Source organism: Aliidiomarina sp., from assembly GCF_022565475.1.
GTDB lineage: Bacteria > Pseudomonadota > Gammaproteobacteria > Enterobacterales > Alteromonadaceae > Aliidiomarina.
In genome coordinates this window covers 82,789-101,791 of sequence record NZ_JAIUMR010000008.1, presented here as the reverse complement: position 1 = coordinate 101,791, position 19,003 = coordinate 82,789, and the positions used below count along the sequence as shown (strand labels likewise).

Below are 19,003 nucleotides of genomic sequence, written 5' to 3'. Positions count from 1 at the left end.
TCACTGCATTTGTTCGCATGCCTTTGCTATAGTAGCCTCCATGCATATTGAGCTGTGGAGCAAGTCCGTAGTAGGGAATGAATGAGGTGGTTATGGTTGGATTAAGGCGTGCCCGTTCGCAAGCAGAACTGATCGGTAATACCGATTTATTATTAATTCCGTCGTTATCAAAGTTGTCGGGTTCGAATATTTATCTGAAGTGTGAATTTCAAAACCCAGGCGGCTCGATTAAAGACAGAGCAGCGCTGCAACTTGTTCAAGATGCGATGGAACGCGGTGAATTAAAGCCAGGTATGACTATCGTTGAAGGCACCGCGGGGAACACAGGGATTGGCTTAGCGGTGGTGGCGAAATCCCTCGGCTTTGATTTGTTAGTGGTAATGCCCAATGACCAAACACCAGAAAAAACGCGCATGATCGAACTGCACGGTGGACGTTTAATGACGGTGCCACCCGTACCTTTTCGCGACGAAAACCACTTCTACCACACCGCCCGCCGCCTTGCCGAGGAAAACCCGAGTTATTGGTGGGCGAACCAGTTTGAAAATACCAGCAATATGCGAGCGCACTACCTGCAAACGGGGCCAGAAATTTGGCAACAAACCGATGGCGCAATCGATATCTTAGTTTCAGTTGCCGGTACAGGCGGGACTTTAGCGGGCAATTCAAAATTTTTGAAAGAACAAAAACCAGAGCTTGAAGTATGGATGATTGACCCCGACGGCTCCGGCGTTTACGAGTTCTTGCGTAGTGGTGAGTATCGGGCCACAGGTGGCTCGATGACCGAGGGAATTGGCATCATGCGTTTAGTTGAAAACTTCCGCCATGCCAAAATCGACTATGCACTCAACTTGCCGGATCAAGACCTTGTCAGTATTGCCTCATATGTACGCGAACAGGACGGCATTGTGCTTGGAAGTAGTTCGGCTTTGAATGTTGCCGGCGCATTGTTTGCGGCGCTGCAACATGAGCCTGGGAAAACGATTGTCACCTTTGCTTGTGATCTTGGTGAGCGCAGTATCTCCAAGCTTTATAACCCTGAGTACTTGCGTAGTAGAGACTTAAACCCGGAGCCAGAGCCGATAGACGCGTTAAAAGGGCGTTATCGAGCTGCTCGCTCACGGGCATTGAAAGTTGAACGCAGGGATTGGCAGGTCAACTAACCAACCCTAACCTAGCCGCTTAATCGTTCGATAGCGCTCGCTCTAAAATCGCTCGGCTAACGTCGGGCGTTACATCCTGGTTTTCACCCAACTTGACCATGCGGTGACTTTCAAGTTGCTTAATAATCGTGTCAATGACGGAGCTGTCGAGGTCGTAGTGCTCAAGGCGAGTACCCGCACCTAAGTTAAAGAAGAATTCCTCGGTCTTAGCAATCGCCGCTTCGGCTTTTTCGTCGTCACTACCTTCGGTAATTCCCCAAACGCGCTCAGCGTATTGAGCTAGCTTAGCTAGTTTGTCGGCTTTGCGCACGCGCAAGTTCGCAGGTAAAACCACAGCGAGCGTCTGCGCATGGTCAAGACCATACAATGCCGTAAGCTCGTGGCCGATCATATGCGTTGACCAGTCTTGCGGCACGCCAACGCCAATCAGGCCATTTAAAGCCATGGTTGCGCACCACATGACATTGGCGCGTACTTCATAGTTCTCCGGCTCGGCTAAGGCTTGCGGACCGACATCAATGAGTGTTTGTAAAATGGCTTCGGCTAAGCGATCTTGCAGGTGCGCACCAACCGGATAGGTCAGGTATTGCTCCATGACGTGCACAAACGGGTCAATCACACCATTGATGACTTGGCGAACTGGCAAGGTGTAGGTCGTCGTTGGATCAAGGACAGAAAATACTGGGTAAACCAACGGACTGCCAAACGGTAATTTGGCTTTATATTCAGCGCGAGTGACCACTGAACCTGAATTCATTTCCGATCCGGTCGCAGGCAAGGTCAATACGGCGCCGAAGGGTACCGCTGACTTCACGACTTTGCCGCCTTTGGTCATAATTTCCCATGGGTCGCCGTCGTAATGAGCGGCAGCGGCAATGAACTTCACACCATCAATGACGGAGCCACCGCCAGCAGCCAGAATGAAGTCGACGTTGTCGGCATTCACTTGTTGCGCGGCGCGCACTAATGTTTCGAATTCAGGGTTGGCTTCAATGCCAGAGAATTCGCTAACAAGGCGGTCGCCTATCGCAGCGATAATCTGGTCATAAACACCATTCTTTTTAATGCTGCCACCGCCGTAAGCCAACATCACTCGGGCATTTGCTGGGACTTCTTGACTGATTGCGGCAATTTGCTCAGCACCAAAAATAATTTTCGTTGGGTTGTAGAAACTGAAGTTTTTCATCGGTACTCCGTGATGAGAATAAGTGAACAACCTACGACGCTGGGCTCAGCGTCAGTTGCATTCGATAGCCATCGCTACCGTCAGAGTAGTAGCTCGCAAGTAGGTCGACAACCTCAAAGCCCACATTTCGGTATAGTTGAATGGCTGCCGCATTGTCACATTTTACTTCTAAACTGAGGATTTGGATCGCTTGGCGTTGGGCTTCTTCGAGCCACGCCGCAACAAGAGCACGAGCCACGCCTTTGCCGCGTGCTTCAGGCGCCGTTGCTAATGAATACAGTCGCCACTTGCGACTGTTTTTGCGGGTTAAAACGATCGCATAGCCGACTAAATGGCCGTCAAGCTCTGCACGCCAGAACAACGAACTGCGTTGCTTGAGTAAATGTGCAAACGACCGACGACCGATCTGGTCATAACTGAAACAGCGCTGCTCTAGCTCGAAAATGGCTTGTAAATCAGATAACTGCGCCCGTTCAACGCGTACACCCACAATATCAGTCCTTGCATTTCGGCTCGGAGCCGCAATTCACTACGAAAATGGCGGTATTCAGCGCGTGAATTAAGGCTCCGAGCATTCATTGATTTGTATTACGGCTCCGACCCCGAATGAATTAATCATCCAACCGGCGGAGGAAATCGGCCATGATCATTCGATAAAGTTCATCACCGAGATAGAGGTCTTCGACACCACTATCGATGGACGGGTTATCATTAATCTCGATAATGACCGGACCTTTAGCGGTCTCTTTAATATCGACCCCATACAGACCGTCACCGACCAAGCGTGTTGCTTGCATGGCAATTTTAATCACTTCCTTGGGGACTTGGTGAACACCGAAGCAAGCAAATGAACCACTTTTGCCGCGACTGGTTTCGCTACTATGGTTGTAGATTTGCCAGTGGTTGCGCGCCATAAAGTATTTGCAGGCGTAAATTACCCGATTGTTGAGTACGCCAATGCGCCAGTCGAACTCGGTGGGCAAGAATTCTTGCACCAAGAGAATGGTCGACATTTTGAACAGCTCACCGGCAACTTTACGGAATTCGACTTCGTCTCGTGCCTTTTCGACACCGATAGAAAAAGAGCCATCAGGAATCTTGAGAACAACCGGGTAGCCAAAGCGCTCACCAATGTCGCGATAGTCGATGGCGTCACCCATGACTAAAAGCTCAGTACGAGGCTGTGGAACTTTGTTTTTCTCCAGCATTTCATTCAGAAATACTTTATTTGCACACCGTAGAATCGATTCCGGATGGTCAATCACCACCATGCCATTCGCTTCCGCTTTTTTCGCGAAATGATAGGTGTAATGGTTAATTCGCGTAGTTTCACGAATGAACAAGGCATCAAACTCGAGCAAGCGGTTAAAATCGGCTTTGGTGATTAACTCAGCGTCGATGTCATTCTCGCGCGCAGCACGAATAAATTTCTGCAGTGCCTTTTTGTCACTGGTCGGTATTTTTTCGTCGGGATCATGCAGAATAGCCAAATCAAAGCGATATTCTTTGCGGCTGCGAGCTTTGCGCCAGACACGCTTAGAAAAGTACTCCAACGACTCACCAAAGAGGGTTTGCTCATTGTCATTTAGATCCGAAAGAGCACGATTACGTATTGCATGCAAATGCCATCGGCCTTCAAAGCGGAACTCGACTTCTAAAATCGGGCACGGGTAGGCCTCAAACATACGTCGAGCAAGGTCTTCTAACTCGACATAAGCGGTCCGACCGAAACAAATAAGCAACTTGACCTTGTTGGTCTGATCCGGTTGATGCTGCGCAACAAAGCGATTCAATAATCGCGTATTATCATTTAGAAACAACTGATAATGCGATAAATTAGCTAAATCATTAATTGCCGAGACTGAAGGCAACGCACGCTGCCCCCGTGCTTCGGCCAATAAACTGACATAGTAGCCGGTTGAGAGGTAGCTCAAGTCATCGCACAAGTTAATAATTGGGCCACGGTGCTTGCTTGCTTGCAGAATATAGTCGGCAGCAGAAATAATGGATTGTGACGGATGGTATGGTTGCCAGTCGGCAAGATCATCAAGAATGATCAAAGGTGCATTATGCATGATAGGCCTTGTAACAAAGAAAATATGTGACACACGTGTCGCGCACGTTATCGCTGAAAACTGACGAATAATCAAGCAATTTCACAAGGGATCTATAGTATGAAATATCAAGGTTCGCCAACCTTTCGACATGATCAAGTAGGTAAAGTAGGCGTGTTGCTGACTAACCTCGGTACGCCCGATGCACCAACGCCCGCTGCACTGCGTCGATATCTCGCTGAATTCCTCTCCGATCCACGTGTCGTTGAAGTTCCAAAGCTGTTATGGAAAGTGATTCTGCACGGTGTCATTCTGCGCATTCGTCCAGCACGCTCAGCCGCTGCGTACAAAACCGTATGGACTGAACAGGGTTCACCTCTGTTGTTTCATACGCAAGCGCAAACCGATGGCATTCGCGAGCGTTTAAAAGCGGAATATGGCGATGATGTCGTGGTTGAGTTTGGTATGCGCTATGGCAATCCTTCAATTTCCAGTGGCATTGAAACGTTAATGCAGCAAGGCGTCCGCAAGTTAGTTGTGTTACCGCTGTACCCGCAGTATTCAGGCTCGACCTCAGCATCGACATTTGACGCGATCGCCCACGATTTCACCAAGCGTCGTTGGTTACCTGATTTTCGTTTTATTTCGCATTACCATGACGACCCCGGTTACATTCAAGCGGTAGCGGATAAAATCAAAGCGCATTGGGCGGCACATGGCCGAGCCGACCTTTTGGTTTTTTCTTATCATGGCGTACCGAAACGTTATTTGACCAAGGGCGACCCGTACCACTGCGAATGTTATAAAACCACACGTTTAGTCGCTGAAGCGCTCGAGCTCGAGCCGCATCAGTACAAAACCACGTTCCAGTCTCGTTTTGGCCGAGAAGAGTGGCTACAACCTTACACGGACGAAACGATGAAAGCGCTACCCGGAGAGGGAATTAAAGCGATTCAAGTGGTTTGCCCTGGTTTTTCATCGGATTGTCTAGAGACAATAGAAGAAATTGCCGAAGAAAATCACGAGTATTTCATGGAAGCGGGTGGTGAGCGTTTCGAATATATTCCGTGCTTGAATTCAGACCCGCAACACTTAGATGCACTGACCGAGATACTCAAACAAAATCTAGTGAATTGGCAAGCAGGGGATTCAGCAAAGAGTGCGCAAACCTTGGAGCACGCCAAGCAACTCGGTGCTAAGCTATAAGTAAGATTTCAACGAATAGTATTCACAAGGGGTGAATCATGTTGTCGATGTTGGCGCGCTTGTTCAAAGCGCTGAACGCTGAAACCAGTCCATGGGCATTAGCATGGGCTTTCGTATTGGGTATGTACATGGGCTTAACGCCCTTATTGAGCCTACATAATCTCATTATTTTGTTTTTAGCATTATCGCTGCGGATTAACCTCAGCGGGTTTATTCTTGCTTGGCTATTTTTCTCCGGATTGGCCTACTTACTCGACCCTGTGTTTGACCTAATCGGCGAGAGTCTGCTCATGGCATCTGCGCTGGAACCGATGTGGGTAGCCATGTATGAGAACCCGCTGGCCCGCCTGTTTCAATATAACCACACCATCACGCTTGGCAGTTTGGTTTTCTGTTTGCTCGTGACCCCGATCTGGGCACCGGTTGCTTACAAATTGATTGTGACCTATCGCAGTCGCGTGAAGGCGTGGTTTGATCGTTTACGTTTCGTGCAAGTGATTAAAGGCACCAAGTTCTTTGCTATGTATCAGAAAGTCAGTGGCTTACGCGGAGGTTCACTATGAATAAAGTGATTCGTTGGCCTGGGCTGATTGCCTTTGTTGTCATTGTGGGTGGTCTTGCTTTGATCGTTCGCACCTTCGCTGGTCCGTTGGTGAAAAGTGGGCTTGAGTATGGTTTAACACGTGCCAACGGTGCCGAAGTGAACATTGCCAGTGTGCAAATTCAGTGGTCGCCATTCAGTGTGAATATGGAGGAGATCCAGTTCACGGATCCCGAAGCCCCTGAATTCAATCGCATGCAAGCGAGCCGTGCACGAGCGGAACTGTATTTTTGGGACGCGGTGATCGGTCGTGTGCACATTACTGATCTAGAAGTCTCTGGTATCGCTATGGGCGAAGAACGTCGCAGTCCTGGGCGCGTCCGAGCCGACTATCAACGAGAAAGTGAGCCGTTCGATTGGCGCCAAACCCTGGCCGATCTTGAAATCGAAATCCCGACGGTTGAAGGCGTGTTAGAGCGCAGCGAAGTTCGCACCCCAGGTGTTATCGAGCAAGCACAGTCGAACTATGAAACACAACGTGCGAATGTCGAGGAAGCGCAGGAAAACTTGCCCGAGAGGGAAAAAATTGAAGCGTATCGGCAACGTGTCGAAGCCATTACTGAAGCACGGCCACGAAATCCTGAAGAGTTGCTCAGACTGCGGGAAGAACTGCGAACGTTGCAGCGCGATATGCGCCAAGATCGAGAAGCCGTCCGCGCTTTTGTGGCGACCAGTGAAGAGGCGGTTAATGTTTTGCGTGCTGATCTTGAGGCCGTGCGTGCAGCACCGGGCCAAGATATTGAGCGGGTGCGTAGCCTTCTACGTTTCGATAATGACAGCATGAGTCAGCTGAGCGGTGTTTTATTTGGTCCAAAAGTAGAGCAATGGAGTCATTATTTATTGATGGCGTTCGATTTCATTGGTCCCATGTTGCAACGTTCCGACGACGAAGAGGTGAAACCGAGTCGTTGGGAAGGGCGATTTATCGACTTTGACCGCGCCCAGCGCCCTGTCTTTTTGATTGAACGTGCCGTAACGGATATCCGTTTACCGGATACGCACTTAAGTATGGATTGGGCGAATATCACTTGGCAGCATGATCGGATTGGTGGTAATCCATCGACGTTTGCTGTGGCCGCGTCCGAATCCTCGTATTGGCAAGAGCTGTCCTTGAACGGTGAATTTGCGCTCAGCGATTTGCGCGGTTTTATGGGGCAGCAAGCGTGGCGAATTCGCGGTGTGAACCTACTTGAGCAGCAGCTGTTCGCGCAAAATGATGTGGTCGCTCGTTTGCTCGGAGCCATGTTGAATTCTGAAGGACAAATTGGTGTTGAATCCGGTCAGTTGAGTGGGGGTGGTGTGATCGCCATGCAAGATGTCGCACTTGAACTCACGGGTGACGCACGTTGGGCGCAAATTCTTAGTGATGTCGTCGGTCAAATTAACGCCTTCGACATGAACCTGAGTGTCTCCGGCCCGATGCAAGCCCCTGGGCTTTCCTTGCGATCCGACCTTGATGCGCAGTTACAGCGGCTGATGACCGCACGGCTAACTGCAGAGGCCGATGAGCAAATCGCGCGCTTGCGTCAAGATTTGCAGCAGCGAGTCAGTGTCGCCACGGAAAACCTCGATCCGCGATTACAAAGTCTCGTGGGAAGTTTAGAGCAAGGTAAAAACTTCGACGATGTTTTAGGTGAGTTGCTGTCCGTCAATCCCGATGATTTAAATATCGGCGATCAACTGCGGGACCGTTTACGCCGACGGCTTGGTGGCTAGTCGCCAAGCTCTATTGACCTATGCCCACTTCATGGAAAAGCACAATCATTGGCCGTGAAGTGGGTCATCTTGTTCGTCATCTCAGTAACAAGAAATAACCGCAGAAACCACCTATTTGTGTTCTTTAAACACGGTCAAAGACCAGCCGTAACGAATCGCACCAAAGCGGAAAATAAGCGTGACTGTCATTGCTGCCAGCATCGCTAGGGTCTGGCTATAACTGTTGAAAAGCACGTAGATCAGCGAGCCGGCGATACAGGTCGTTGCATACAACTCACTTTTCAGTACCATCGGAATATCGCGCGCAAGCACATCCCGTAGCATGCCACCAAAGACGGCTGTCATCGTGCCTAAAATAATGGCAACAATGGGGCTGACGCCTGCATTTAACGCCTTTTCCGTGCCCAATACGGTGAAAAAAGCGATCCCCAAAGCATCTGCGATTAATAAACGATTTAATGGAATGTAGGCTTTGTAGCGCAGCCAGATAATGGTGGAAAACGCAGCAATGGCAATCACCGCAAAATAGGTCGGGTCATGCAGCCAGAATACCGGGACATCGAGAATTAAGTCACGTGTGGTACCACCGCCGATGGCCGTGACTGAAGCCAAGACGATAACACCAAAGCCGTCCATTTGTTTACGGAAAGCTAATAGTGTTCCAGCAATAGCAAAAACCGCGACACCAGCCAAATCAGCAATATAAAACCATGTATCCATTAAACCTAGTTTCCCCGCAAATGAGCTTGTTTTTCTCGCTCGAAAACTGCTTTTAAAGCATGATAGCAGGGATTAATTTGCCACGTTTCCACGGAAAACAGAAGCAACGCTTGTAATTCTCAAGTTTGTCCACATATCAAGCTAACGCGCAGCAAACGTTTCGCTCTGGCAAGTGTTCAGTTACAATACAGCGCTTTATATGCGATTTAACAGCTTCGATGGCACGTTCGACAACCTTGTCTTACGAACTTCCTGTTAAGTCTCATGATCTTAGAATGATCACAGATGAATAATTTAAGTTAATTGAGGAAGAGTTATGGACTTTTTAATCGCCAATGCCTATGCCCAACAAGGTGGCCAAGAGGGTGGTACCGCATCGTTAATCATCATGCTGGTTTTATTTGGTTTGATTTTTTACTTCTTGATTTATCGCCCACAAGCGAAGCGTGTCAAAGAGCATAAAACTTTGGTTGGTTCACTGACGAAAGGTGATGAAGTGCTCATGCAAGGCGGCCTCGTTGGCAAAATTGCAAAAGTTCAAGACGATAACGACTTTATGGTGATTGGTTTGACCGAAGGTGTCGAAATCACTGTACAGAAAGCAGCGGTAGCAGCCGTATTACCAAAGGGCTCGATTAAAACCCTTTAATCAGTAACTAGGGGAAGGACGGAATTGTGTTAAACAGATATCCGTTATGGAAAAACCTGTTAATTCTGTTCGTTGTATTGTTCGGCACGCTTTATGCGTTGCCGAATTTATTCGGCGAAGACTACGCGGTGCAAATTTCTGGAACGCGTGGCGGTGAAGTTACTGTCGATACAGTGACACAGGTAGAACGAACGTTAGATCGAGCGGGTATTCCAATACGCGGTTTAACCTTTGAAAATGGTCAATTGCTGGTGCGCGTTGAATCTGATGAAGATCAGCTCAATGCACGCGAGATTTTGGTTCAAGAGCTCGGTTCACAATATATTGTGGCGCTGAACTTGGCGCCGGCGACACCGGACTGGCTGGCCGCAATTGGTGGCGAGCCATTAAAGCTCGGTCTCGATTTGCGTGGCGGTGTTCACTTTCTGATGGAAGTGGACATGGAAGAAGCGCTCACCAAGATTCGCGAGCAAATGGTCACGACCGTGCAAGATCGCTTGCGTGACGAGCGTCTGCGTTATCAACGCGTGGAAGCTTCTGGTAATTCGATTATCGTGACCATGCGCAATCAGGAAGACTTCCAAAGCGCGAGCGCGGTGTTGCGTAACCAATATGAAGGCTATGATTTCCGCACTGATGCCGGGAGCCGTACCATCACCTTGGCGATGACGGATCAATTCCTGCAAGAAACGCGCAGCAATGCGATCGACCAAAATATTACCATTTTGCGGAATCGAGTCGATGAACTCGGCGTTGCTGAACCCTTGATTCAGCGTCAGGGCGCTGACCGTATCGTGGTTGAGCTTCCGGGTGTTCAAGATACAGCGCGCGCGAAAGAGATATTAGGCGCGACCGCAACACTAGAGTTCCGCTTTGTCGATACCGACAATGACCTGCAAGACGCGATTGCTGGCCGTGTGCCGTTTGGTAGCCGTTTGTTCGATCAACGTGGTGGCGGTCAAGTTCTGCTTGAGAACCGCGTGATTCTTACTGGTGACCATATTGTTAACGCGAGCGTTGGCTACGACGAGAGTAATCGTCCACAAGTCAATATTTCCTTGGATTCTGCTGGTGGTCGAATGATGACTCAAGCGACCCGTGGCAATATTGGTAAGCCAATGGCGACCGTGTTCATTGAATTCTTAGCCACTGGCGAAACGACCGACGAAGGCCGTATTGCCTTTGACCGCGTGGAAGAAGTCGTCAGTGTCGCAACGATTCAAGCGGTGCTTGGCAGTAATTTCCGGATTACTGGAGTCGGCTCTGTACAAGATGCACAAAACCTTGCGCTATTGCTCCGTGCTGGTGCGCTGATCGCTCCAATCCAGATCGTCGAAGAACGTACGGTCGGGCCGAGCCTTGGTGCAGAAAACGTCGAAGCAGGTATGAAAGCGATTATTGGTGCATTCATCTTGGTTCTGCTGTTTATGGGCATCTATTACCGCAAGTTCGGTTTAGTGGCTAACTTGGCACTGATGACCAACTTAGTGATGATTATCGGTGTGATGTCGATGATTCCTGGTGCGACCTTAACCATGCCCGGTATTGCGGGTATCGTTCTGACCGTTGGTATGGCAGTCGATGCGAACGTAATTATCTTTGAGCGGATCCGTGAGGAGCTGGTTGAAGGACGAAGTCCGCAGCAAGCCATTGCTCGGGGCTACGAAAATGCGTTCTCAACCATTGCCGATGCGAATATCACGACACTCATCACAGCACTGATTCTTTTTGCTGTGGGTACCGGCTCAATCAAGGGCTTCGCAGTTACACTAGCAATCGGTATTATCACATCGATGTTTACCGCCATTGCTGGCACACGTGCTGTGATTAACCTGACTTGGGGTCGCAATAAGCGTCTTCAAGAGCTGTCAATCTAAGGGGCAAGTATTATGTTTTTTCAAATCACAAAAGTGGATGAGAATCGCCCCGTAGACTTTATGTCCATTAATAAGTGGACAACAGCTCTGAGTGTGATTCTTATTGTTGCTTCATTGATTTCATTGTCAGTAAACAAGTTGAACTGGGGTCTTGATTTCACGGGCGGTACGCTCGTGGAAGTGGGCTTCACGCAACCCGCTAATTTAAGCGAGTTACGTACAGTTCTTGAAGACAATGATTTTGGCGACGCAATTGTACAAAACTACGGCACACCGCGGGATGTGCTGGTGCGTGTCCCACCGCGTGGCGAAGGCGACTCGGACGCCATCGGCAATGAATTGTTGAGTATGCTGCAAGCGAACATCGAAGACGACATTCAAATTCGTCGGGTTGAGTTCGTCGGGCCGCAGGTCGGTGAAGAGCTTGCCGAAGCAGGCGGTCTAGCATTGCTCGTGGCGTTAATCTGTATTTTGATTTACGTGTCGTTCCGCTTCGAATGGCGACTAGCCTTGTCGGCCGTCGCCGGTCTTGGTCAGGACGTGATTATTATTCTGGGGCTCTTCTCAGTCACGCAAATGCAGGTCGACTTAACGATTTTGGCCGCATTGCTCGCGGTCATAGGTTACTCCCTTAACGATAGTATCGTTGTAGCCGACCGGATTCGTGAAAACTTCCGGAAGCTGCGGAAGGAAGATCCGACTTCAGTCATTAATATCTCGCTCAGCCAGACCTTGAGTCGAACGTTAGTGACCTCATTAACCACATTAGTCGTATTGATCGTTCTCATGCTGTTTGGTGGTCAAATGATCTTCGGTTTCTCCGTGGCACTAGCGGTCGGTGTAGTTGTTGGTACTTACTCGTCTGTCTTCACCCGCAGCACCTTAGTGTTGGCTATGGGTATTAGTCGCGAAGACTTGATGCCGCCGGAAGTTGAAAAAGAAGGTGAAGATCACGAGAGTTATCTCTGATCGTCATCGTCAACAAAGGCGTAAAGAATAGGGGACTGCTGCGGCAATCCCCTTTTTTTTATGCCTGTGGTAAGCTGTAGCTCATTCAATTTGTTCAAAAATACGAAGTTAACTCCTGTGTTGACTGTCAGAAAAGAGGTGAATCGAAGATGTTATTTGTTGTCTCTCCAGCCAAGAATTTAGATTACGAAACACCTGCACCGATCAACACCTATACCCAACCCGAGATGCTTGATCAGGCAGCCGAACTGGTCGATATTTGTAAAGAGTTAAGCCCGCAAGCGCTGGCGTCGCTGATGAAAATTAGCGATAAACTCGCCGGCTTAAATGCGGCTCGTTTTAGTGAATGGCAACGACCCTTTACGACGAAGAATGCTAAAGCAGCGGTGTTTGCATTCAATGGTGACGTGTATGCAGGACTTGATGCGCCATCGCTGAACGAAGAAACATGGGCGTATGGACAGCAGCATATGCGCATATTGTCTGGACTTTATGGGGTGTTGAAACCACTTGATTTGATGCAGCCCTATCGGTTGGAAATGGGTACTAAACTTAAAAATCCGCACGGCGGCGACCTATACACTTATTGGGGCGATCAAATTAGCGAGAAATTAAATCAGGCTATCGCAGAATCTGACAGTAAGGTATTGATTAACCTTGCATCGAACGAGTATTTTAAAGCGGTAAAGACAGCGAAATTAAATGTGCCGGTCGTTACACCAGTGTTTAAAGACACAAAGAACGGTCAGTTGAAGATTATTAGCTTTTACGCCAAAAAAGCGCGTGGCATGATGGCACGTTTTATTCTTGAACAACAACCGAACTCTGTCGAAGAGTTGCAGTCTTTTAATACAGCAGGTTATGAATTTAATCCCTCGTTGTCGACCGACAAAGAATTGGTTTTTTGTCGTCCTGAACAATAGCGTAAGGTAAGGAGCGACCATGTCAGAACAGCAAACGTCCGAAACAGAAACAAAACCGGCACTGTCAGGGAAGGTCGTGGTTGGTTTGGTGGCTATATTGGTCGTCATTCTCGCCATTTTGTGGTTTACCCGTGGCGGCGAGCCTGATCCGGTCGCAACCCCGCCGACACCGATTGAGCAGCCAGTTATTGCCGAGCCTGAACCCGAGCCACTTCCAGAGCCGGAGCCTGAAGTCGTGGTTGAGCCCGAGTCTGAAGTTGTGCCAACGCCACAAGAAGAGTTAGATCCAGTTCCTGAGGTTGAGCCTGAGCCGCCGCTGCCAAATTTAGATGAAGCTAGCCCGGTACTTGTTGACGAAGCCACAGCAGCCGGTTTGACTGTCGATATGGTCGAGAGCGAGAACGTTTTACGTAAACTGGTCGTGTTGGCAGAAAGTATGGCTAACGGTGAAATCGTGCGGGAGGCCATGGTCGTCCGCGGCCCTGAGTCGCGTTTTGTCGTGCAAGAAATTGACCATCAGCTGTATATCGACGAACGCACGTATGCGCGTTTCGATGACTTAGCCTTGTGGTTTTATAATCTCGATACCGACGCCTTAGTCAAACTATTTAATCGCTTTGAACCGCTATTTGTTGAGGCTCATGATGAAATTAAGCAACCGGGTTCGCGCTTACGTGACCGTATTCTCGACGCGATTGCGATCCTTCTCGACACGCCAGAGCCTACCGGTCTGTTAGCGTTGAACGATGACAAAGTCATGTACACCTTTGCCGATCCTGAACTTGAAGCTCTGCCGCCGGCGCAAAAGCAATTACTGCGACTGGGTCCAGACAATCGCGCACTGGTTAAAACAAAATTACGTGAAATTCGTCAGAGGCTACAACAGTGAGCGAAATAAAAACGGACTTTCAACACTTCCCAACCCGAGGAAATCGTTTCAGTCGTTGGTTTGGGCGTTTAGGTATGCGCGTGCTTGGCGGTTGGACGTTAAATGGTGAAATCCCTGATATTCCGAAAGCAATTCTGCCGGTTGCACCGCACACCTCTAATTGGGACTTTTTTGTTGGTCTGATGGTGAAATTAGCCTTGGGAATTCGCGTGAACTTCCTTGGCAAGCACCAGATTTTCGTGTTTCCGATTAAAGGTCTGTTAAGGTGGCTGGGCGGCATCCCTGTGCGACGTGATAGTGCTCATGGCGTTGTCGGCCAAATGATTGATGAATTTGCCCACGCCGACCGTATGGTGTTAGTGATAGCTCCAGAAGGTACGCGCAGCAAAGTCGCTGAATGGAAAAAGGGTTTTTTGCATATCGCCCAACAAGCGCAAGTGCCGGTGGTGCCGATTGCTTTTTGCTTTAAGAACCGCACCATTAACATTAGTAAACCTATGATGGTTGGCGCAGACGTCGAAGCGGCACTTACTGAAATTAAAGCGTTCACCAACCAAGCGGTAGGAAAACGCCCCGAGTTACAGTAACGCAGTGCTAACGGCGCAAAAATATGCTATTCTTCGCGCCGTTATCAGGTATGTCTGAGGAATATTCATGAAGATCATTGAGGCAGGTGTTGCGGCACCCGGTAAAAAAGTAGCTATCGTGGTTTCACGTTTCAACAGCTTTATTGTTGAAAAATTAATGGAAGGTGCGATTGATACCTTGGTTCGTATTGGTCAAATCGATACCAATGACATCACGGTGATTAAAGTGCCGGGCGCTTATGAGCTGCCCATTACCGCTAAGAAAGCCGCTGAGTCGGGCAACTATGCTGCAGTGATCGCTATTGGTGCTGTCATCCGAGGTGGTACGCCACACTTCGATTTCGTTGCCGGTCAGGCCAATTCGGGTCTTGCACAAGTCGCAATGGAAACGGGCGTTCCCGTTGCTTTTGGGGTGATTACCACAGACACCGATGAACAAGCAATTGATCGCGCCGGCGTGAAGCACGGCAATAAAGGTTCTGAAGCAGCATTGTCCGCTTTAGAAATGATCAATGTTCTTGAACAGCTCTAAGGAGTAGCTTGTGAAACCTGCAGCGCGTCGCAAAGCTCGCCGTTTAGCTATTCAAGCGGTTTACTCATGGCAGTTGTCCGGCAATAGTGTCGTCGACATTGAAGCTGAATTTCTCACCGAGAACGATGTTAGCAAAGTCGATGTTGAGTATTTTCTCGATCTTGTTCGTGGCGTGACTGGCCAAACGAATCTCCTTGATCAAGCGTTAACGCCGTTCACCGATCGTCCATTTGCGGACCTCGACCAGATTGAACGGGCGATTTTACGTGTATCCGCATACGAATTGAAAGCACGTCTTGACGTGCCCTACAAAGTTGTTATGAACGAAGCGATTGAATTGGCCAAAGCATTTGGCGCCGACGATAGTCATCGCTTCGTCAACGGTGTGCTCGACAAAGCCGTTGATTCCCTGCGCGGAGCGCGTCAATAAGAGGTTAGTATGGACGCTCAACGTCGCGAATTCGCGATCATTTCTGAGTTTTTCCAAAAGCGAGCCGGTCAATCGACCGGCTCATCTATGTCAGAGAATCAGAAGACGCCCTTTCGCCGTCAACGTAATGATGTCCTGATTGGTATTGGTGATGACGCTGCGGTGGTTACGCCACCCGCAGAATCACGTATTGCCATTACGACGGACACCATGGTCAATGGTGTGCACTTCGACGATTCGACCTCGCCACATGCGCTTGGTTATAAGCTGGTGGCTGTGAATCTCAGTGACCTAGCCGCCATGGGCGCTGAGCCAGCGTGGGTTTCACTCGCCTGTTCGTTGCCGGACGTCGACGAGAGTTGGTTGCAAGCGTTTTCTGAAGGTCTCTTTAGTGCATTGGATTATTATCACTGCGAGTTAATTGGCGGTGATATGACCCGCGGGCCACTAACGTTAACCATCACTGCGCAAGGTATTTTGCCACTCGATCGTTGTTTACAGCGAAGCGGCGCGCAACCCGGCGATCGTATTTTTGTTAGTGGTACTTTAGGGGATGCAGCACTGGCATTGGCAGGTCTGCAGGGCAACATTGAATTGCGCGATGCAACCATCGACGAGTTGCAAAAGCGGTTGTTTTATCCCACGCCACGTGTCGCGCTTGGGCAATTACTGCGTAATCAAGCAACCAGTGCGATTGACCTTTCTGACGGTCTAGCGGGTGATTTACAACATATTCTCGCTGCGTCAGGTGTAGGCGCTCGGGTTAACCTTGATGCATTGCCGGCGTCACTCGCTTTTCGAGCAAACCTTAACGCGCAAGAAGGCTGGCACTACCAATTAAATGGTGGTGATGACTATGAGTTATGTTTTACGGTTCCTGAAAATCGGTGTGGGTTGCTTGAAAGTCTTGTTCGCCAAGCGGGTGTCACGGTAAGCTGTATCGGTACGATAGAAGCTCAACGCGGCTTGCGCTTTTTCCATAAAGACAAAGTTATCAAGCTCGACGATACCAGCTATAGCCACTTTTAGTCGCAGATTGCGAAAAAGGATTGCGTCATGGGTTATGCACATAAACGTTTAAGTAAAAAAGAACTGCTGAAAAGCCCTATCCATTTTTGTTCGTTAGGCTTTGGTACCGGATTGGCACCGAAAGCGCCTGGCACGTTCGGCACAATTCCAGGGCTTCTGTTGGTGTGGTTGTTTGCCCCTTTGGGTCTGGCTGAATATATTGGCGTCGTTGCTTTTTTTGCAATTATTGGCATTTACTTGTGCGGTGAAACAGCCAAAGCGATGGGGGAACATGATGCTCCTGCCATTGTTTGGGACGAAATCGTTGGCTATATGATTGCAATGATTGCGGTACCAGTGACTTGGCAAGCTCTGCTCGTGGCTTTTATCCTCTTTCGTATTTTCGATATTCTCAAGCCATGGCCGATTCTTTGGTTCGACAAGAAAGTCGATGGCGGACTGGGGATCATGTTGGACGATATTGTCGCCGGCTTGATGACACTCGTGCTTATGCATCTCGCCTTGTTCTATGGCTGGCTACCCATCGCCTAAACGCTGATCTGAACAAACAAAAACGCTCGATGGTTCATCGAGCGTTTTTTCTATCAATGAGCTGAATTGGTCTTGTTAGCGCTTGCCCAGATAGTCGCGCACGGTGTGAAGAAGACCGTGACTGTCGAGACCGAGTTCAGCGCGAATCTCTTCTTGGCTACCATGCTTGATAAATTGGTCAGGTAAACCAATATGTAGCACCGGTGTTTGCTTATTCTGGCTGCGTAAGTACTCACTTACCGCACTACCTGCGCCACCTGATATGGCGTTCTCTTCAACTGTGACCAACAGCGTATGTTGCGCACATACCTCGTCGATTGCTTGGGTATCGAGTGGTTTGACAAAACGCATATCAATTACGGTCGCGTTTAGCGCTTCAGCAGCGCTTAAGACTTCCGGTAACAAGGTGCCAAAGTTGAGAAACGCGACATCTTGACCTTTTCGGCGATTAACACTGCGGCCAAGCTCGAGTTCGGTTAATGGGCTGTAGTCGACGCCAAGACCATTACCACGTGGATAACGCACCGCAGCTGGACCTTGATAAAGATAACCCGTGTGTAGCATTAATCGACATTCATTCTCGTCACTTGGTGTCATCACCACCATATTCGGTATACAACGCAAATAGGATAAGTCGAACGCACCCTGGTGGGTTGGGCCGTCCGCGCCGACTATTCCGGCACGATCGATGGCAAACAGAACATCTAAATTCTGTAAAGCAACATCATGGATGAGCTGGTCGTAAGCGCGTTGTAAAAACGACGAATAAATCGCGACCACGGGCTTTTCACCGGCAATGGCAAGACCCGCGGCAAAAGTGACTGCATGCTGTTCGGCAATGGCGACATCGAAGTACTGTTGAGGGAAACGCTTGGCAAACTCAACCATGCCGGAACCCTCGCGCATGGCAGGGGTAATACCGATTAGACGCGGATCGTTTGCCGCTGTTTCACACAGCCAGTCGCCGAAAATTTGTGAGTAAGAGGGAACCTTAGGTGCTTTCGACGGTAGAGCGTCGGTCATTGGGTCGAATTTCGGGACACCATGGTAACCTATCGGATCTTTCTCTGCAGGCGCATAACCTTTGCCTTTGCGCGTCACCACGTGGAGTAACTGTGGGCCTTTCAATGAACGCATGTTGGTCAGTGTTTCGACTAAGCTTTCAACGTCGTGACCGTCAATCGGTCCGATATAGTTGAAACCCAATTCTTCAAAGATGGTTCCTGGCGTGACCATGCCTTTAACATGCTCTTCCGCGCGGCTGACCAGCTCACGCATACTTGGCATGCCACTTAATAATTGCTTGCCGCCTTCCCGTAGTGAGGTATAAAACTTACCTGACAAAAGGCGGGCGAAATGGGAGTTTAACGCACCAACGTTTTCGGAAATCGACATTTCGTTGTCGTTGAGAATCACCAGCATATCTGGGGAAACATCGCCCGCATGGTTCATGGCTTCAAAGGCCATTCCGGCGGTCATGGCACCGTCACCAATAATGGCGACAACTTTACGATTCTGACGTTCCTTTTCAGCGGCAACGGCAAGGCCTAATGCAGCACTGATCGAGGTGCTTGAATGCCCTACGGACAACACGTCATATTCACTTTCTTCTCGCCAAGGAAACGGATGTAATCCCTCTTTTTGGCGAATCGTATGCAGCTGGTCACGACGGCCGGTAAGAATTTTATGTGGATAGGCTTGATGGCCAACGTCCCAGACCAAATGATCAAACGGCGTTTTGAAGACATAGTGCAAGGCAACGGTTAACTCAACAGTACCTAAACCGCTGGCAAGGTGACCGCTACTCTTACTGACCGAGCTCAGCAAAAATTGACGCAATTCGTCACTAACCTGCTTTAGCTTGGTTTTTGGTAAACCGCGTAAATCTGCAGGGGAGTCGATAATGTGCAGCAATGGAAATGCTGAGTTTGCTTGCGTCAT

Annotated in this window: 19 protein-coding genes; 14 read left to right on the top strand and 5 right to left on the bottom strand. The window is 49.2% G+C overall.

The window, feature by feature from the left end; translation table 11 throughout:
- Positions 1 to 77 precede the first annotated feature (77 nt).
- Positions 78 to 1,163: a cysteine synthase A gene (locus LAT77_RS08570; RefSeq protein ID WP_290564142.1), complete on the top strand. Its 1,086-nt coding sequence runs from the start codon at positions 78 to 80 to the stop codon at positions 1,161 to 1,163.
- Between the two features lie 19 nt (positions 1,164 to 1,182).
- Here LAT77_RS08570 and LAT77_RS08565 read toward each other — a convergent pair whose 3' ends face one another.
- The 3 genes from LAT77_RS08565 to LAT77_RS08555 form a co-directional block, all read right to left on the bottom strand.
- Positions 1,183 to 2,349, bottom strand: a complete 1,167-nt coding sequence (locus LAT77_RS08565) for an iron-containing alcohol dehydrogenase (RefSeq protein ID WP_290564141.1) — start codon at positions 2,347 to 2,349, stop codon at positions 1,183 to 1,185.
- Between the two features lie 31 nt (positions 2,350 to 2,380).
- Complete coding sequence (locus LAT77_RS08560) at positions 2,381 to 2,839, bottom strand: N-acetyltransferase (RefSeq protein WP_290564140.1); 459 nt, start codon at positions 2,837 to 2,839, stop codon at positions 2,381 to 2,383.
- A 121-nt stretch (positions 2,840 to 2,960) separates the two neighbouring features.
- Positions 2,961 to 4,424 carry a RimK family protein gene (locus tag LAT77_RS08555; RefSeq protein WP_290564139.1) on the bottom strand — a complete coding sequence of 488 codons (1,464 nt, stop codon included), beginning with the start codon at positions 4,422 to 4,424 and terminating at the stop codon, positions 2,961 to 2,963.
- A 99-nt stretch (positions 4,425 to 4,523) separates the two neighbouring features.
- Here LAT77_RS08555 and hemH point away from each other — a divergent pair, with 99 nt between their 5' ends.
- Genes hemH through LAT77_RS08540 form a run of 3 tightly spaced genes read left to right on the top strand, consistent with a single transcriptional unit; the run spans position 4,524 to position 7,926 of the window.
- The gene (gene hemH / locus LAT77_RS08550) at positions 4,524 to 5,609 is read left to right on the top strand and encodes a ferrochelatase (RefSeq protein ID WP_290564138.1); all 1,086 of its coding nucleotides are present in this window, start codon (positions 4,524 to 4,526) and stop codon (positions 5,607 to 5,609) included.
- A 38-nt stretch (positions 5,610 to 5,647) separates the two neighbouring features.
- Positions 5,648 to 6,172 carry a TIGR03546 family protein gene (locus tag LAT77_RS08545; protein ID WP_290564137.1) on the top strand — a complete coding sequence of 175 codons (525 nt, stop codon included), beginning with the start codon at positions 5,648 to 5,650 and terminating at the stop codon, positions 6,170 to 6,172.
- Entirely contained in the window at positions 6,169 to 7,926 is a 1,758-nt protein-coding gene (locus tag LAT77_RS08540) for a TIGR03545 family protein (protein WP_290564136.1), read from the top strand. Before LAT77_RS08545 ends, LAT77_RS08540 begins: the two co-directional genes overlap by 4 nt.
- 111 nt (positions 7,927 to 8,037) lie before the next feature.
- Here LAT77_RS08540 and LAT77_RS08535 read toward each other — a convergent pair whose 3' ends face one another.
- Positions 8,038 to 8,646, bottom strand: coding sequence for a trimeric intracellular cation channel family protein (locus LAT77_RS08535; protein ID WP_290564135.1), 609 nt, complete (start codon positions 8,644 to 8,646; stop codon positions 8,038 to 8,040).
- Positions 8,647 to 8,962: 316 nt separating this feature from the next.
- Between LAT77_RS08535 and yajC the strand changes: the two genes are divergently transcribed.
- The 10 genes from yajC to LAT77_RS08485 all read left to right on the top strand — a co-directional run bounded on the left by yajC (position 8,963) and on the right by LAT77_RS08485 (position 17,062).
- Positions 8,963 to 9,295: a preprotein translocase subunit YajC gene (gene yajC, locus LAT77_RS08530; RefSeq protein ID WP_290564134.1), complete on the top strand. Its 333-nt coding sequence runs from the start codon at positions 8,963 to 8,965 to the stop codon at positions 9,293 to 9,295.
- A gap of 26 nt (positions 9,296 to 9,321) precedes the next feature.
- Positions 9,322 to 11,172 (top strand): protein translocase subunit SecD, encoded by a 1,851-nt coding sequence (gene secD / locus LAT77_RS08525; protein ID WP_290564133.1) that lies wholly within the window; start codon positions 9,322 to 9,324, stop codon positions 11,170 to 11,172.
- A 12-nt stretch (positions 11,173 to 11,184) separates the two neighbouring features.
- A complete protein-coding gene (gene secF / locus LAT77_RS08520; protein WP_290564132.1) occupies positions 11,185 to 12,141 on the top strand; it encodes a protein translocase subunit SecF in 957 nt (318 codons plus the stop codon).
- 149 nt (positions 12,142 to 12,290) lie between these two features.
- Positions 12,291 to 13,064, top strand: coding sequence for a peroxide stress protein YaaA (gene yaaA / locus LAT77_RS08515; RefSeq protein ID WP_290564131.1), 774 nt, complete (start codon positions 12,291 to 12,293; stop codon positions 13,062 to 13,064).
- 19 nt (positions 13,065 to 13,083) lie between these two features.
- Entirely contained in the window at positions 13,084 to 13,953 is an 870-nt protein-coding gene (locus tag LAT77_RS08510) for a DUF3014 domain-containing protein (RefSeq protein WP_290564130.1), read from the top strand.
- Complete coding sequence (locus tag LAT77_RS08505; protein WP_290564129.1) at positions 13,950 to 14,540, top strand: 1-acyl-sn-glycerol-3-phosphate acyltransferase; 591 nt, start codon at positions 13,950 to 13,952, stop codon at positions 14,538 to 14,540. The genes LAT77_RS08510 and LAT77_RS08505 overlap by 4 nt, the downstream gene beginning before the upstream one ends.
- A 67-nt stretch (positions 14,541 to 14,607) precedes the next feature.
- Entirely contained in the window at positions 14,608 to 15,072 is a 465-nt protein-coding gene (gene ribE, locus LAT77_RS08500; protein WP_290564128.1) for a 6,7-dimethyl-8-ribityllumazine synthase, read from the top strand.
- A gap of 10 nt (positions 15,073 to 15,082) precedes the next feature.
- Positions 15,083 to 15,502: a transcription antitermination factor NusB gene (gene nusB / locus LAT77_RS08495; protein WP_290564127.1), complete on the top strand. Its 420-nt coding sequence runs from the start codon at positions 15,083 to 15,085 to the stop codon at positions 15,500 to 15,502.
- 9 nt (positions 15,503 to 15,511) lie between these two features.
- Positions 15,512 to 16,531 (top strand): thiamine-phosphate kinase, encoded by a 1,020-nt coding sequence (gene thiL / locus LAT77_RS08490; RefSeq protein WP_290564126.1) that lies wholly within the window; start codon positions 15,512 to 15,514, stop codon positions 16,529 to 16,531.
- Between the two features lie 27 nt (positions 16,532 to 16,558).
- A complete protein-coding gene (locus LAT77_RS08485; RefSeq protein ID WP_290564125.1) occupies positions 16,559 to 17,062 on the top strand; it encodes a phosphatidylglycerophosphatase A in 504 nt (167 codons plus the stop codon).
- 75 nt (positions 17,063 to 17,137) lie between these two features.
- Here LAT77_RS08485 and dxs read toward each other — a convergent pair whose 3' ends face one another.
- Positions 17,138 to 19,003: a 1-deoxy-D-xylulose-5-phosphate synthase gene (dxs, locus tag LAT77_RS08480; RefSeq protein WP_290564124.1), complete on the bottom strand. Its 1,866-nt coding sequence runs from the start codon at positions 19,001 to 19,003 to the stop codon at positions 17,138 to 17,140.